9 protein-coding genes are annotated in these 15,156 nt (G+C 62.5%); 6 read left to right on the top strand and 3 right to left on the bottom strand.

All coding sequences use genetic code 11. The annotated features are described in order from the left end of the window. Positions 1 to 73: 73 nt before the first annotated feature. Both TU79_RS06625 and treR read right to left on the bottom strand, forming a co-directional pair. Positions 74 to 901 carry an alpha/beta hydrolase gene (locus tag TU79_RS06625; protein ID WP_082638386.1) on the bottom strand — a complete coding sequence of 276 codons (828 nt, stop codon included), beginning with the start codon at positions 899 to 901 and terminating at the stop codon, positions 74 to 76. A gap of 161 nt (positions 902 to 1,062) precedes the next feature. Next, positions 1,063 to 1,767, bottom strand: coding sequence for a trehalose operon repressor (gene treR, locus TU79_RS06620; protein ID WP_057007259.1), 705 nt, complete (start codon positions 1,765 to 1,767; stop codon positions 1,063 to 1,065). Positions 1,768 to 2,019: 252 nt separating this feature from the next. Here treR and treP point away from each other — a divergent pair, with 252 nt between their 5' ends. The 5 genes from treP (at position 2,020) to TU79_RS06595 (ending at position 9,366) form a co-directional block, all read left to right on the top strand. Further along, positions 2,020 to 3,462 carry a PTS system trehalose-specific EIIBC component gene (gene treP, locus TU79_RS06615; protein ID WP_057007364.1) on the top strand — a complete coding sequence of 481 codons (1,443 nt, stop codon included), beginning with the start codon at positions 2,020 to 2,022 and terminating at the stop codon, positions 3,460 to 3,462. Between the two features lie 118 nt (positions 3,463 to 3,580). Continuing rightward, positions 3,581 to 5,239, top strand: coding sequence for an alpha,alpha-phosphotrehalase (treC, locus tag TU79_RS06610; protein WP_057007258.1), 1,659 nt, complete (start codon positions 3,581 to 3,583; stop codon positions 5,237 to 5,239). A 59-nt stretch (positions 5,240 to 5,298) separates the two neighbouring features. Further along, a complete protein-coding gene (locus tag TU79_RS06605; RefSeq protein WP_057007257.1) occupies positions 5,299 to 6,519 on the top strand; it encodes a maltoporin in 1,221 nt (406 codons plus the stop codon). A 34-nt stretch (positions 6,520 to 6,553) separates the two neighbouring features. Beyond that, complete coding sequence (ptsP, locus tag TU79_RS06600) at positions 6,554 to 9,085, top strand: phosphoenolpyruvate--protein phosphotransferase (protein WP_057007256.1); 2,532 nt, start codon at positions 6,554 to 6,556, stop codon at positions 9,083 to 9,085. 2 nt (positions 9,086 to 9,087) lie between these two features. Beyond that, positions 9,088 to 9,366, top strand: coding sequence for a PTS sugar transporter subunit IIB (locus TU79_RS06595; RefSeq protein ID WP_057007255.1), 279 nt, complete (start codon positions 9,088 to 9,090; stop codon positions 9,364 to 9,366). A gap of 145 nt (positions 9,367 to 9,511) precedes the next feature. Here TU79_RS06595 and mltF read toward each other — a convergent pair whose 3' ends face one another. Then, positions 9,512 to 10,972 carry a membrane-bound lytic murein transglycosylase MltF gene (gene mltF / locus TU79_RS06590; protein ID WP_003238082.1) on the bottom strand — a complete coding sequence of 487 codons (1,461 nt, stop codon included), beginning with the start codon at positions 10,970 to 10,972 and terminating at the stop codon, positions 9,512 to 9,514. Between the two features lie 285 nt (positions 10,973 to 11,257). Here mltF and purL point away from each other — a divergent pair, with 285 nt between their 5' ends. Continuing rightward, positions 11,258 to 15,154, top strand: coding sequence for a phosphoribosylformylglycinamidine synthase (gene purL / locus TU79_RS06585; protein ID WP_057007254.1), 3,897 nt, complete (start codon positions 11,258 to 11,260; stop codon positions 15,152 to 15,154). The last annotated feature ends 2 nt before the right edge of the window (positions 15,155 to 15,156 follow it).

The raw sequence follows: 15,156 nt of genomic DNA, 5'->3' as shown, positions 1-15,156 counted from the left end.
TGAGAATGTACGGAGTTATTCAGCAATAAACGGAACTTTAGCGGCGCCGTTGCGGTCTCGCCTGGGTTGGGCACTATTCGGATGTTTTTAAACGGAGCTGCCCGCCTTTAATCTCAGAATTTTCATGTGCCAACGGAGTTTCAACCCACCGGCTCCATATCGCTTCCCACCCCCTGTCATGGCTTGCATCTGGCACATGGACGCATTGGGAGAGGGGCGAGCCAAGCGCCTGTTGGTACTTGTCAGCTAAACCAGCTGGAATAATCAGGTCTGCTTGTGCGATGAGATGACGCTGAGGTATCAAGGCGAGTCGATCACGATAGGCCAACGGATCCAGTGAACCGTCGAGTGGCGACAGTCCTTTCATCGTCGCCCACAGGCGTGGGCTGAGATTGCCAGCAAGGGTTTGCACCTGGGTAACATCATTGCGCTGCGCTGCTAACAATAAGGCGAGAGCGGCGCCACCTGAATACCCCACCAGTTCGAACTCGCTGTTGCCATATCGTCGTTTTAATTCGTCCAGCGCCTGGCTGAGGCGGGTGACCACTTCCTGAGAAAAGCGTCGATGGGTCCAGAGTGCTGGTTCGCAGGCTGCGGTCATGACGAACTGGCAGGGCCGTGCCAGGTACACATTCGGTGTCGGATCATCGACCGCCAGCTGTGGCACCAACAGAGTGTGCGGGCTCGGATCCAGGCTGGGTTGAGTGGCCGTCGCCCAGGCATGGCCATCGCCTTCCAGGTAGACACGCAGGCGGGTCAGCTTTTCTGCCGTGTGTGGCGCAAGTATGACGAGGGGGAAGCTGTGCCCCGACAATACCTCCACTTGCCGGTCGTGCTCTTCAGCCAGTTGTTGGAGTGCCTCGCGCGGTGATTGGCAGGCGATGAGCAGCGCGCTGACCATCACCATGCAGGCTGTATAGAGGCCGGCCCGACAAGAAGGAAAATATCTACTCATCATGGGTCATCACGCACCATTGCCAATGGAGGCCTCGGCAGGTGGTTTATCAGTCATGACATTTTCCATGGTGTTGGATGAGTATCCCTCGATGCTTCACGCTCAGCCTACCGCCGCGCCACATCCGAAAAATAAAACTTGTCCAACGTATGCCGCGACTCGGTGTACTCAAACTGCCGCCCATCCTGCAAAAACGTCTGGTTACTCACCACAATCACATGACTCTGCCCATCAAGGTCCAGGTGCGCCTGGTCGTCCTTGCTGCGGGGCAGGGCTTCGATGGTGCGCTGCGCGTAGCTGATCTGCAGCTGTAACTTTTCTTCGATAAACGCATAGATCGACTGTTCGGCAATCGAGCGATCCAGCCCCGGGATCAGGTCGGCGATGAAGTGGTTGATGTCGAGAATCACCCGTTTGCCGCCGATGCGCCGTACCCGTTTGATGCGGGTGATCAACGTGCCGGGTTCGGCTTCGAAGTGTTGCAGCAGTGGGCCTTCCAGCGGCAACTGGGTGAACTCGACGACGTCGGTGCGCACGTCATCGCCCAGATCGGCGTGGGTTTCATGGAAGCTGACGATGCCACCCAGTTGAAATTCGATGGGGTTGGGCGACAGCACGAACGTGCCCTTGCCGTGGATCTTTTGCGCGAACCCGCGCTCCTGCAACTGCTCGATGGCGCGGCGCACGGTACCTCGGCTGGCCTGGTAGCTGTCCATCAGTTCGGTTTCGGAGGGAAGGCGCGTGCCGCGCTGCAGGCGTTCAGTGGTGATGCTGGCAAGCAGATCCGTATAGATCTGGTTGTATTTGCTCATGGGGATGGCTCTGTGCCGGCGTTATGAAGGTGAACGGCGCGTTCAAGGCAGGAACCTTAGTGGCAGAGGTGGGGTTTGTCCATTGAGGGCGGGCGGATGATCAGAAATGTCTGACTTCAGATTCGGAAAATCAAACATTATGTAACTCGTACAGACGAGTTATTGCTATAACTCGTCTGTACGAGTAGTTTTGCTCTCGGCGTGCTGCCAATGGCTGCCCTCAATAAAAAAATCAAAGTGGATACCACAAGCATGAGCCACGACTATTCCAACATCGCCCGCGAGATCCTCGACAACCTCGGTGGGCGCGACAATCTTGAGCAGGCCGCCCATTGCGTGACGCGCCTGCGCCTGGCGCTCAAGGACCCCAGCCTGGTCAAGGGCAGCGCGTTGAATCAGGTCGATCTGGTCAAGGGCTCGTTCTTCACCGGCGGCCTGTTCCAGGTGGTGATCGGCCCCGGCGAAGTGGAAAAGGTCTACGCCGCCCTGCGCGAGCTGACCGGTCTGGCCGCAGCCACCATTGCCGACGTCAAAAAAGCCGGCGGCGACAAGACCAACCCCATGCAGCGTCTGGTGCGGGTGTTCTCCGATGTGTTCATGCCGATCCTGCCGGCGCTGATCATCGCCGGTCTGCTGATGGGCATTAACAACCTGATGGGCGCCAAGGGCATGTTCATCGAGGGCCAGACCCTGCTGGAGGCCTATCCGAATCTGGACGGCCTGTGGAGCCTGATCAACCTGATGGCCAACACCTCCTTCGTGTTCCTGCCGGCGCTGGTGGGCTGGTCGGCGGCCAAGCGGTTCGGCGGCAGTGAAATCCTCGGCATCGTGCTCGGCCTGATGCTGGTGCACCCCGACCTGCTCAACGCCTGGAACTACGGCAAGGCCGTTGCCGGACTCGACGGCCAGAGCCTGCCGTACTTTGATATTTTCGGCTGGTTCCGGATCGAGAAGGTCGGTTACCAGGGGCAGATTCTGCCGATCCTGATGGCCGCCTTTGTGATGAGCGTGATCGAAAAATGGCTGCGGGCGCGGGTGCCGAATGCCATTCAGCTGCTGGTGGTACCGATCACCACCATCGTGGTGACCGGCGTGCTGGCCCTGGCGATCATCGGCCCGGTGACGCGTCACCTCGGCATCCTGATCACCGAAGGCCTGGTCACCCTGTTCGAGATCGCGCCCATGCTCGGCGGCGCGATTTTCGGCCTGCTCTATGCGCCGCTGGTGATCACCGGCATGCACCACATGTTCCTCGCCGTCGACCTGCAGCTTATCTCCACCCAGGGCGGCACCTTTATCTGGCCGATGATCGTCATGTCCAACCTGGCCCAGGGCAGCGCTGCGCTGGCGGTGTTCTACATGACCCGCAACGCGCGGGACAAAAGCATGGCCTCGACCTCGGCGATTTCCGCCTACTTCGGCATCACGGAGCCGGCGATGTTCGGCGTGAACCTGCGCTTCAAGTTTCCGTTCTATGCCGCGCTGCTGGGCTCGGCCCTGGGCAGCATTTTCCTCGCGCTGAACAAGGTGCAGGCGTCGGCCATCGGCGTTGGCGGGTTGCCCGGGTTTATCTCGATTGTGCCGAGCGTCATCCCGGTGTTTGTGGTGGGCATGGTGATTGCGATGGTCGTGCCGTTTGTTTTGACCTGCGTGTTGAGCATGAAGATCGTTCGGCCCGGGTACAGGGTTGCCTGACCTGCCGCTATCGGGAGCAAGCCCCTCCCACCGTTGGAATGCAGTTCAAGTGTGGGAGGGGGCTTGCTCCCGATGAGTCCCTCATCGACGACACAAAATTCTACTGAAGGAACCCACCATGCAAAACTGGCAACACTCGGTGATCTACCAGATCTACCCCAAAAGCTTCCACAGCCACGCGGGTAACGCCACCGGTGACCTGCTCGGCATCGTGGACAAGCTCGATTACCTCCAGTGGCTGGGCGTCGATTGCCTGTGGATCACGCCATTCCTGCGCTCGCCGCAGCGCGACAATGGCTACGACATCAGCGATTACTACGCCATCGACCCCAGCTACGGAACCATGGCCGACTGCGAGCTGCTGATCGGCGAAGCGGCCAAACGCGGCATCAAGTTGATGCTCGATATCGTGGTCAACCACACCTCCATCGAGCACGAATGGTTCCAGCAGGCGCGCAGCAGCCTCGACAATCCGTACCGCGATTTCTACATCTGGCGCGACCAGCCGAACAACTGGGAGTCCAAGTTCGGCGGCTCGGCCTGGGAGTACGAAGCGCAGACGGGCCAGTATTACCTGCACCTGTTCGACCACACCCAGGCCGACCTCAATTGGGACAACCCCAAAGTGCGTGCCGAGGTATTCAAACTGATGCGCTTCTGGCGCGACAAAGGCGTGGGCGGGTTCCGCCTGGACGTGATCAACCTGATTTCCAAGCCCGCCGATTTTCCCGAAGACAGCAGTGATGGCCGGCGTTTCTACACCGACGGCCCCAACGTGCACCAATACCTGCAGGAAATGCACCGCGAAGTCTTCGACGGCCACGACCTGATCAACGTCGGCGAGATGTCCTCCACCAGCCTTGAGCACTGCATTCGCTACTCGCGGCCGGAGTCGAAAGAACTGTCGATGACCTTCAACTTTCATCACCTGAAAGTCGACTATCCGAACCTGCAGAAGTGGGTGAAGGCCGACTTCGATTTTCTGCAGCTCAAGCGCATTTTCTCCGACTGGCAACTGGGCATGCAGGCCGGCGGCGGCTGGAACGCGCTGTTCTGGTGTAACCATGACCAGCCGCGGGTGGTCTCGCGCTTTGGTGACGACGGCGAGCATCGCGTGGTCTCGGCCAAGATGCTCGCCACCGCGCTGCACTTTTTGCAGGGCACGCCGTTTGTATACCAGGGCGAAGAGCTGGGCATGACCAATCCGGGGTTCGACCGGATCGAGCAATACCGCGATGTGGAGACCCTGAATATCTTCCGTCTCCAGCGCGATGCCGGTGAGCCCGAGGCCTCGAGCATGGCGGCGATCATGCAGAAGTCCCGCGACAACGGGCGCACGCCGATGCAGTGGAGCCGTGAGGCGAACGCCGGCTTCAGCAGCGGCGAACCGTGGATCGGCATCCCGGCCAATGCGGCGCAGATCAACGTCGACTGCCAGCGTGATGACCCGGATTCGGTGTTGCACCACTACCGCGCGCTCATCGCTTTGCGCCGCCGCGAACCGCTGATCCAGGACGGTGTTTACCGCGAGTTGCTGCAAGGCCATCGGCAGGTCTGGGCGTACCTGCGCGAAGGTCACGGCGAGCGACTGCTGGTGGTTAACAACTTTTACGGCCAGCCCTGCGATATCCAGCTGCCTGACCATGTGATCAATGCAGCGAGCGAGCAACGCCTGCTGATCAGCAACTACCCCGATTGCCCTGCGCGTGCGGGCACGGTGGCGTTGCGTCCTTATGAATCCTTTGTGCTGCACCTCAAGGTCCGAGCCTCGTTGTAACCCCTGCATGGGCATGCGGGGGCGCTTCAAAACCATAATAAAAATGAGTGGAGTGCGTCATGAAAACAACCATAAAGCTGGGCCTCGTTGCTTCCTGTCTGAGCCTGCCGTTCGGCGCCGAGGCGCTGGAATTTTCCGGTTATTTGCGCAGTGGCGTGGGGACGTCCACGGGCAGTGGCAAGCAGCAATGCTTCCAGTTGCCGGGGGCGCAGACCAAGTACCGCTTGGGCAACGAATGCGAGCAATACGGCGAACTCGAACTGCGTCAGGACCTGCTGACCCTCGACGACGGTTCGGTGCTCAGCGTCGATGCGATGGCGTCGCTGTACAACAAATATGACCGCGCCCCCAGATTCCAGGGCGACGACCACGGCACGGCGCGTATGCCGCAGATGTATGCACAGTGGTCCAATCTGCCCGCCCTTAACGGCGGATCGCTGTGGGCCGGGCGGCGTTACTACAAACGTAACGACATTCATATTTCCGACTTCTACTACTGGAACCAGAGCGCCACCGGCGGCGGTATCGAGGACGTGCTGATCGGCGGCCTCAAGTACAGCTACGCGCTGTCGCGCAAGGACAACCTGTACCAGAAGGAATACGCCACCCGTCACGACTTCAACGTCGCCGGCTTCAACACCAACCCCGGCGGCGAGCTGGAACTGGGCCTGAGTTACATCGCCAGGGCCGGAGGGCGCGACACCAACAGCGGCTGGGCCTTGACGGCCCAGCATGTGCAAACGGGCTTTCTGGGCGGCAAGAACAAATTCGCCCTGCAATACGGCGAAGGCCCTGGCACGGGACTGGGCTACACCGGCAATACCTTTCTCGACAAGAGCAGCAAAAGTTACCGCGCCGTCGAGTTCTTCGACTGGCAGGTGACTCCGCGTTTCGGTGGGCAGGTCGAGGCGGTGTACCAGAAGGACATTCGCCCCGGCAGCCAGGACCAGACCTGGATGTCCATTGGCGTGCGCCCCGCGTATGCGCTCACTGAACAATTCAAACTGGTCACCGAACTCGGCCATGATCAGGTCGACGCCGCCGGCGGGACGCGCAAGCTGAGCAAATTCACCTTCGCCCCGACCTGGTCGCCCAAGGGTCCGGAATTCTGGGCGCGGCCGGAGGTGCGTTTGTACTACACCTACGCAACCTGGAACGCGGCGGCCAAGCGTGCGGCGAATGAGCTGGCGGCCGGTTCGGCGTTGTCCGACACCGGTGCCTACGGCAGCGCGCGACACGGCTCGAACGTGGGGGTGCAGGTTGAATACTGGTGGAAGTGAACGCGGACCCACTCAAAAAACAACAGGTGAATTCATGACCCCATCCAAACCCGTGGAACTGCTGGCGCCCCTGTCCGGGGTGCTGCTGGCCCTGGACCAGGTGCCCGACCCGGTATTTTCCAGCCGCATGATTGGCGATGGCCTGTGCATCGACCCCACGTCGCAAACCCTCTGCGCGCCGTTCGCCGGGGTCATCAGCAACATCCAGGACACCGGGCACGCCGTCAGCGTCACCGACGCCAATGGCGTGCAGGTACTGATGCATATTGGCCTGGACACGGTGCACCTGGCCGGCAAGGGCTTCACCCGGCTAGTGGTAGAGGGCCAGCAGGTGGAGGCCGGGCAAGCGCTGATCGAGTTCGATGCCGATGATGTGGCGCTCAATGCCCGCAGTTTGCTCACGCTGGTGCTGGTGGCGAGCGGCGAGCCGTTTGTGCTGCTGGCGCCGGACGCCGACACGGTAGTGGTCGGGCAGCCACTGATGCAGATTTCGCCCGCCGACGCGACTGAGGCAACCGGCAGGGACGAGGGCGATGCCGTGTTCTCCGAGCCGCTGACCCTGCCCAATGCCAACGGTCTGCACGCGCGCCCTGCGGCGGTGCTGTCGCAGACGGCCAAAGGCTTCAAGGCCACGGTTCGCCTGCACAAGCAAACCCAGAGCGCCAACGCCAAGTCCCTGGTGGCGATCATGGCACTGCAAACCGTACAGGGCGATACCTTGCAGATCAGCGCGGCGGGGGAGGATGCCGACGCGGCCATCAAGGCGCTGGTGACCCTGCTGGCGCAAGGTTGCGGCGAGACCGTCGCGGCTGCGCCGCAGGCAGCGCAAGCGGCCACGTCCGAGGCGTCGGTGACCTTGCTGCGTGGCGTCTGTGCGTCCCCGGGCTCGGCATTCGGCCAGGTGTTTCAAGTGGCCGAACCGGCGCTGCACATCACCGAAAAAGGCGCCGGCACCTCGGTTGAACACGCAACGCTCACCCGCGCGCTGCTGGCCGCCGCCGAAGCCTTGCAGGCGCTCCAGGACAAAGCGGCCGGCAGTGCCCAGGCGGAGATCTTCCGCGCCCACCAGGAACTGCTCGACGACCCCACCCTGCTGGAGCAGGCCCATGGCCTGCTCTCCAAGGGCAAGAGCGCCGCGTATGCCTGGAACAGCGCCACTACTTCAACCGCCAAGCTGTTCCTGGGCATGGGCAATGCATTGCTCGCCGAACGGGCGGCGGACCTGGCCGATGTCGGCCGGCGCGTACTGAAGCTGATTCTGGGCATCCAGGACAGCGCCTGGGAACTGCCCGAGCGCGCAATCCTCGTCGCCGAGTTGCTCACCCCGTCACAAACCGCCAGCCTGGATACCGGCAAGGTGTTGGGGTTTGTTACCGTCGGCGGCGGCGCCACCAGCCACGTCGCGATCCTGGCCCGCGCCCTTGGCCTGCCGTCACTGTGTGGCGTGTCGAGGGAGGTACTGGCCCTGGCCAACGGCAAGCAGGTGTTGCTCGACGCCGACAAGGGCGAATTGCACCTGGCGCCGGACCTGGCCGAAATCGAAGCACTGCAAGTCGAGCGCGAACAGCAACTGCAGCGGCGTGAGCGGGACATGGCGCAGGCGTCAGCGCCGGCCATAACACGTGACGGGCATCGCATCGACATCACCGCCAATGTCGCCTCGTTACAGGAAGTGCAACAGTCCCTGACCCTGGGCGCAGAGGGCGTCGGCCTGCTGCGCTCGGAGTTCCTCTACCTGGACCGCAACCGCGCGCCAAGCCCCGAGGAACAGGCGGGCACCTACAGCGCTATCGCCCGTGCCCTGGGTACCGAGCGCAGCCTGGTGGTGCGCACCCTCGACGTCGGCGGCGACAAACCGCTGGCCTATGTGCCGATGGATGCGGAGGCCAATCCGTTTCTCGGACTGCGTGGCATTCGCCTGTGCCTGGAGCGTCCCGAGCTGTTGCGCGAACAGTTCCGAGCGATCCTCGCCAGTGCCGGGCTGGCGCGGCTGCATATCATGTTGCCGATGGTCAGCCTGCTGTCGGAGCTGCACCAGGCGCGCAGGATGCTTGAAGAGGAGGCGCAGGCGCTGGGCCTGAGTGAATTGCCCAAGCTGGGCATCATGATCGAAGTGCCGTCCGCCGCGCTGATGGCGGATGTATTTGCGCCCCACGTGGATTTTTTCTCCATCGGCACCAACGACCTGACCCAGTACACCCTGGCCATGGACCGCGACCACCCGCGGCTGGCCAGCCAGGCCGACAGCTTTCACCCCGCAGTGCTGCGCCTGATCGCCAGCACCGTCAAGGCCGCCCATGCCCACGGCAAATGGGTGGGCGTGTGCGGCGCGTTGGCGTCCGAAGTGCTGGCGGTACCGCTATTGATCGGCCTGGGAGTGGATGAGCTGTCGGTCAGCGTGCCGCTCATTCCCACCATCAAGGCCACGGTGCGTGAGCGCGCACTGACCGATTGCCAGCTTATCGCCCGCCAAGTGCTGGGTCTGGAAGAGGCCGCCCACGTACGCGAGGCTTTGCGCCAATTTCACGCAGCCACCGTCGACACCTCACCTGTGCGGGAGAACTGAATATGCTGGATAAATTGAAGCAGGCGTTCTGGAAGGCCCTGACCCCGGACCTGATCGCCGAGACGGACGCCGCGCCTGTGCCGGGGCTGTTGTCGGCCGAGGTGCTGAGTGCATTGGGCGGGGTGGACAACCTCAAATCGCAGCAAAGGGTGGCGCTGACACGGGTGAGGGTGCAGTTGCAGGAGCCTGGCCGTTTGGATGAGGCGGCGTTAAAAGCGGCGGGGGTGCCAGGGGTGATGGTGTTGTCAGGCGGTGTGGTACACCTGATCACCGGCCTTTAAGCCCGAATGCAGATCCAACCGGCAATGGAGATCCAACTGTGGGAGGGGGCTTGCTCCCGATAGCGGCGTGTCAGTCAATCAATACCTCGACTGATTCACCGCCATCGGGAGCAAGCCCCCTCCCACATTGGTTTTTGTACTGTGCTCAGAGTTTGGGGTTGTCTTCCGGTGGCTTGCTCTTGTCCACGCCCGGCACATGCAGGTCGCCTTCCACGACCTGATTGCCCTCAAGCTGCGGCTGCGTCACCCAGGTCAGGATGTCGTAGTAACGCCGGATGTTCGCCACAAAGTGCACCGGCTCACCGCCGCGGGCATAACCGTAGCGGGTCTTGCTGTACCACTGCTTCTGCGACAGGCGCGGCAGCATCTTCTTCACGTCCAGCCACTTGTTCGGGTTAAGGCCTTCCTTCTTCGCCAGGATCCGCGCGTCATCCAGGTGGCCGGTGCCCACGTTGTAGGCGGCGAGGGCGAACCAGGTGCGGTCCGGTTCGGCGATCTTGTCGTCCAGCTCATCCTTGATGCGGGCCAGGTACTTGGCGCCGCCCATGATGCTCTGTTTGGCATCCAGGCGGTTGGACACGCCCATCGCCTGGGCCGTGTTCTGCGTCAGCATCATCAGACCGCGCACGCCGGTCTTGGAGGTGACGGCCGGTTGCCACAGCGATTCCTGATAGCCGATGGCCGCCAGCAGACGCCAATCGACCTTTTCTTCCTTGGCATAGGCCCGGAAGTGCTTCTCGTATTTGGGCAGGCGTTGCTGCAAGTGCTGGGCGAAGGTGTAGGCGCCGACATAGCCGAGTACATCCACATGCCCGTAATAGCGGTCTTTGAGACGTTGCAGGGTGCCGTTCTTTTCCACCTTGTCGAGGTAACTGTTGATCTCGTTGAGCAGGCTGTTGTCGGTACCTGCGGCCACGGCCCAGCTCTGGTTGCTCGCATTGCCCAGGTCGAAGGCCACGCGCACGTTGGGGAAGTACACCTGGTTCATCGCCACTTCGTTGGAGTCCACCAGGGTCAGGTCGATTTGCCCTTCGTCCACCATGCGCAGCAGGTCGACCACCTCGACGGCATCGGATTCTTCGTAGTCGATGGCAGGGTTCTGTTTTTTCAGCGCCGCCAGTTGTTCGGCGTGGGTGCTGCCCTTGAGCACCATGATCTTCTTGCCCACCAGGTCCGCCGCGTTGGTCGGGCGTGACTGGCCATTGCGATAGATCACCTGCGGGGTCACTTCCAGGTACGGATGGGAGAAACGTACCTGCTGCTGGCGCGGCTCGCTGCGCACCAAGCCTGCGGCGGCGAGCACCGGGCCGTTGGGTTTGCCCAGTTGGCCGAACAGGTCGTCGAGATTGTCGGCGGTCTCGATCTCGAGCTTCACGCCCAGGTCATCGGCAAAGCGCTTGACCAGCTCGTACTCGAAACCGGTTTCACCGTTGCGGTCCTGGAAATACGTGGCGGGGCTGTTCCGGGTGATCACCCGCAATACGCCATCCTCCTTGATTCGTTCGAGCGTGCTGGGTTTGTCAACACAGGCGCTGAGCATCAGGAAGAGTCCGGTTGCGAGCAGCCATTTGGCGCATCGCGGGCGCAAAGCAGTTGGGGAGAACATCTGCGCAGTATACGCAAACGGCCCGTGGCGCCATATCTCGACAGCGGCGCACTTGTCTGCTAGCGCCGCAAAAACTGTGCTGCAGCCCGCAGAAACGTGGGTTGGCGCACGATTGTGACGGTTAAAATAACTGCGCCCGGCGCCGAGGATTTTGCCCCACCAGGGTGCAATCGCGGCCAACTGACGTCCGGCAACCGCCAGCGGTGCCGTTTCGGGTGCCGTTGGCGAAGGTTTACGCTAGAATGCACGGCCTCAAAGCACACCCCCTCCGAGGCTGTCCCGAAGATGTTGATCCTGCGCGGCGCTCCTGCCCTTTCTGCCTTTCGCCACAGCAAACTCCTTGAGCAACTGAGCCAGAAGGTTCCAGCGGTTACAGGCCTGTATGCTGAATTTGCTCACTTCGCCGACGTGACCGGCGTGTTGACCGCCGACGAACAGCAAGTGCTGGCACGCCTTCTGAAGTACGGTCCCAGCGTTCCCGTTCAAGAGCCCGCCGGGCGCTTGTTCCTGGTTCTGCCACGGTTCGGCACCATCTCGCCCTGGTCGAGCAAGGCCAGCGACATCGCCCGCAACTGTGGCCTGGACAAAATCCAGCGCCTGGAACGCGGCATCGCCTTCTACGTCGCCGGGCAGTTCAGCGATGCCGAGGCCGAGCTGATCGCCAGCAGCCTGCACGACCGCATGACCCAGATCATCGTCAGCCAGCTGGAACAGGCCGCCGGCCTGTTCAGCCACGCCGAGCCCAAGCCGCTCACCGCGATTGACGTGCTCGGCGGTGGCCGCGCCGCCCTCGAGAAGGCCAACACCGAACTGGGCCTGGCCCTGGCCGAAGACGAGATCGACTACCTGGTCGACGCCTTCACTGGCCTTGCGCGCAACCCCCACGACATCGAACTGATGATGTTCGCCCAGGCCAACTCCGAGCACTGCCGTCACAAGATCTTCAACGCCAGTTGGGACATTGACGGCCAGAGCCAGGAAAAAAGCCTGTTCGGCATGATCAAGAACACCTACGTGATGCACAGCGAAGGCGTGCTGTCGGCTTACAAGGACAACGCCTCGGTGATCGTCGGCTCCGTCGCCGGTCGCTTCTTCCCGGACCCTGAGACCCGCCAGTACGGCGCGGTGCAGGAACCGGTGCACATCCTGATGAAGGTTGAAACCCACAACCACCCGACCGCGATTGCCCCGTTTCCGGGCGCGGCTACCGGTTCGGGCGGCGAAATCCGTGACGAAGGCGCCACCGGCCGTGGCGCCAAGCCCAAGGCGGGCCTCACCGGCTTTACCGTGTCCAACCTGCAGATCCCGGGCTTCGAACAGCCGTGGGAAGTGCCCTACGGCAAGCCTGAGCGCATCGTCACCGCGCTGGACATCATGATCGAAGGCCCGCTGGGCGGCGCCGCGTTCAACAACGAATTCGGGCGCCCGGCGCTCACCGGTTACTTCCGCACCTTCGAACAATCCATCACCACCCCCCGTGGCGATGAAGTGCGCGGTTACCACAAGCCGATCATGCTGGCCGGCGGCATGGGCAACATCCGTGAAGAACACGTCAAGAAAGGCGAGATTCTGGTCGGCTCCAAGCTGATCGTGCTCGGCGGCCCGGCCATGCTGATCGGCCTGGGCGGCGGCGCGGCCTCCTCCATGGCCACCGGCACCAGCTCGGCGGACCTGGACTTCGCTTCCGTACAGCGCGAAAACCCGGAGATGGAGCGCCGCTGCCAGGAAGTCATCGACCGTTGCTGGCAGTTGGGTGACAAGAACCCGATCAGCTTTATCCACGACGTGGGCGCCGGTGGCTTGTCCAACGCCTTCCCGGAACTGGTCAACGATGGCGAGCGGGGCGGTCGCTTCGAACTGCGCAACATTCCAAATGACGAGCCGGGCATGGCCCCGCACGAAATCTGGAGCAACGAATCCCAGGAGCGCTACGTACTCGCCGTCGGCCCTGAAGACTTCGCGCGTTTCCAGGCCATCTGCGAACGCGAGCGCTGCCCGTTTGCGGTGGTCGGCGAAGCCACCGCCGAGCCGCAGTTGACCGTGACCGACAGCCACTTCGGCAACAGCCCGGTGGACATGCCGCTCGAAGTGCTGCTGGGCAAGGCTCCGCGCATGCACCGTTCGGCGGTCCGTGAAACCGAGCTGGGTGATGACTTCGACCCAAGTGCTTTGGAACTGGCCGACAGCATCGAGCGCGTGCTGCACCACCCGGCCGTGGCGAGCAAAAGCTTTCTGATCACCATCGGCGACCGTACCATCACCGGCCTCGTGGCCCGTGACCAGATGGTCGGCCCATGGCAGGTGCCGGTGGCCGACGTTGCCGTCACCGCCACCAGCTTCGACGTGTACACCGGTGAAGCCATGGCCATGGGCGAGCGCACGCCGCTGGCCCTGCTGGACGCCCCGGCGTCGGGCCGCATGGCGATTGGTGAAACCCTCACCAACATTGCGGCCTCTCGCATCGGTAAATTGTCCGATATCAAACTGTCGGCCAACTGGATGTCGGCCGCCGGCCACCCCGGTGAAGACGCGCGCCTCTACGACACCGTCAAGGCCGTGGGCATGGAGCTGTGCCCGGAGCTGGGCATCACCATTCCGGTGGGCAAGGACTCCATGTCCATGGCCACCCGCTGGAACGAAGACGGCACCGACAAGAGCGTCACCTCGCCGCTGTCGCTGATCGTCACCGGTTTTGCACCGGTCATCGACATCCGCCAGACCCTTACCCCGCAACTGCGCATGGACAAGGGCACCACCGACCTGATCCTGATCGACCTGGGCCGTGGGCAGAACCGCATGGGCGCCTCGATCCTCGCGCAGACCCACGGCAAGCTTGGCAAGCAGGCGCCGGACGTCGACGACGCTGAAGACCTCAAGGCCTTCTTCGCCGTGATCCAGGGCCTCAATGCCGATGGCCACCTGCTGGCTTATCACGACCGTTCCGATGGTGGCCTGCTCACCAGCGTTGTGGAAATGGCCTTTGCCGGTCACTGCGGTCTGAACATCGTGCTCGACAGCGTTGCCGAGGATGCATCCGAAATCAACGGCATCCTGTTCAACGAAGAACTGGGCGCCGTGATCCAGGTGCGCCAGGACGCGACCCCGGACGTACTCGCCCAATTCAGCGCCGCTGGCCTGGACGACTGCGTGGCCGTCATCGGTCAGCCGATCAACAACGGTGAGATCAACATCTCGTTCAATGGCGACACCGTGTTCTCCGGCCAGCGCCGCCTGCTGCAACGCCAGTGGTCCGAGACCAGCTACCAGATCCAGCGCCTGCGCGATAACGCCGACTGCGCCGAGCAGGAGTTCGACGCGATCCTGGAAGAAGACAATCCGGGCCTGAGCACCATGCTCAGCTTCGACGTCAACCAGGACGTGGCCGCGCCCTACATCAAAAAAGGCATCCGCCCACAGGTTGCCGTGCTGCGTGAGCAGGGCGTCAACGGCCAGGTGGAAATGGCTGCCGCGTTCGACCGCGCCGGCTTCAATGCGATTGACGTGCACATGAGCGATATCCTCGCCGGGCGCGTCGACCTCAATGAGTTCAAAGGCCTGGTCGCCTGTGGCGGTTTCTCCTACGGCGACGTGCTGGGTGCCGGTGAAGGCTGGGCCAAGTCGGCCCTGTTCAACAGCCGTGCCCGCGATGCGTTCCAGGGCTTCTTCGAGCGCAAAGACAGCTTCACCCTGGGCGTGTGCAACGGTTGCCAGATGATGTCCAACCTCAGCGAACTGATCCCCGGCAGCGAATTCTGGCCGCACTTTGTGCGCAACCGTTCCGAGCAGTTCGAAGCGCGCGTTGCCATGGTGCAGGTGCAGGAATCCAACTCGATCTTCCTGCAGGGCATGGCCGGTTCGCGCATGCCGATCGCCATCGCCCACGGTGAAGGCCATGCCGAGTTCGCCAGCGAAGAAGCGCTGCTCGAAGCCGACCTGTCCGGCACCGTGGCCCTGCGTTTCGTCGACAACCACGGCAAGGTCACCGAAGGCTACCCGGCCAACCCGAACGGCTCGCCGCGCGGGATCACCGGCCTCACCAGCCGTGACGGCCGCGTGACCATCATGATGCCGCACCCGGAACGCGTGTTCCGCGCTGTACAGAACTCGTGGCGCCCGGAAGAGTGGGACGAAGACGGTGCCTGGATGCGCATGTTCCGCAACGCTCGCGTGTGGGTGAACTGAGG

This window comes from Pseudomonas trivialis (assembly GCF_001439805.1).
GTDB lineage: Bacteria > Pseudomonadota > Gammaproteobacteria > Pseudomonadales > Pseudomonadaceae > Aquipseudomonas > Aquipseudomonas trivialis.
This window is presented reverse-complemented; position numbering and strand designations above follow the sequence as displayed.

Coding starts and splice junctions, on each gene's coding strand:
- TU79_RS06625 (WP_082638386.1), bottom strand. CDS start 901: ATGGTCAGCGCGCTGCTCATCGCCTGCCAATCACCGCGCGAGGCACTC.
- treR (WP_057007259.1), bottom strand. CDS start 1,767: ATGAGCAAATACAACCAGATCTATACGGATCTGCTTGCCAGCATCACC.
- treP (WP_057007364.1), top strand. CDS start 2,020: ATGAGCCACGACTATTCCAACATCGCCCGCGAGATCCTCGACAACCTC.
- treC (WP_057007258.1), top strand. CDS start 3,581: ATGCAAAACTGGCAACACTCGGTGATCTACCAGATCTACCCCAAAAGC.
- TU79_RS06605 (WP_057007257.1), top strand. CDS start 5,299: ATGAAAACAACCATAAAGCTGGGCCTCGTTGCTTCCTGTCTGAGCCTG.
- ptsP (WP_057007256.1), top strand. CDS start 6,554: ATGACCCCATCCAAACCCGTGGAACTGCTGGCGCCCCTGTCCGGGGTG.
- TU79_RS06595 (WP_057007255.1), top strand. CDS start 9,088: ATGCTGGATAAATTGAAGCAGGCGTTCTGGAAGGCCCTGACCCCGGAC.
- mltF (WP_003238082.1), bottom strand. CDS start 10,972: ATGTTCTCCCCAACTGCTTTGCGCCCGCGATGCGCCAAATGGCTGCTC.
- purL (WP_057007254.1), top strand. CDS start 11,258: ATGTTGATCCTGCGCGGCGCTCCTGCCCTTTCTGCCTTTCGCCACAGC.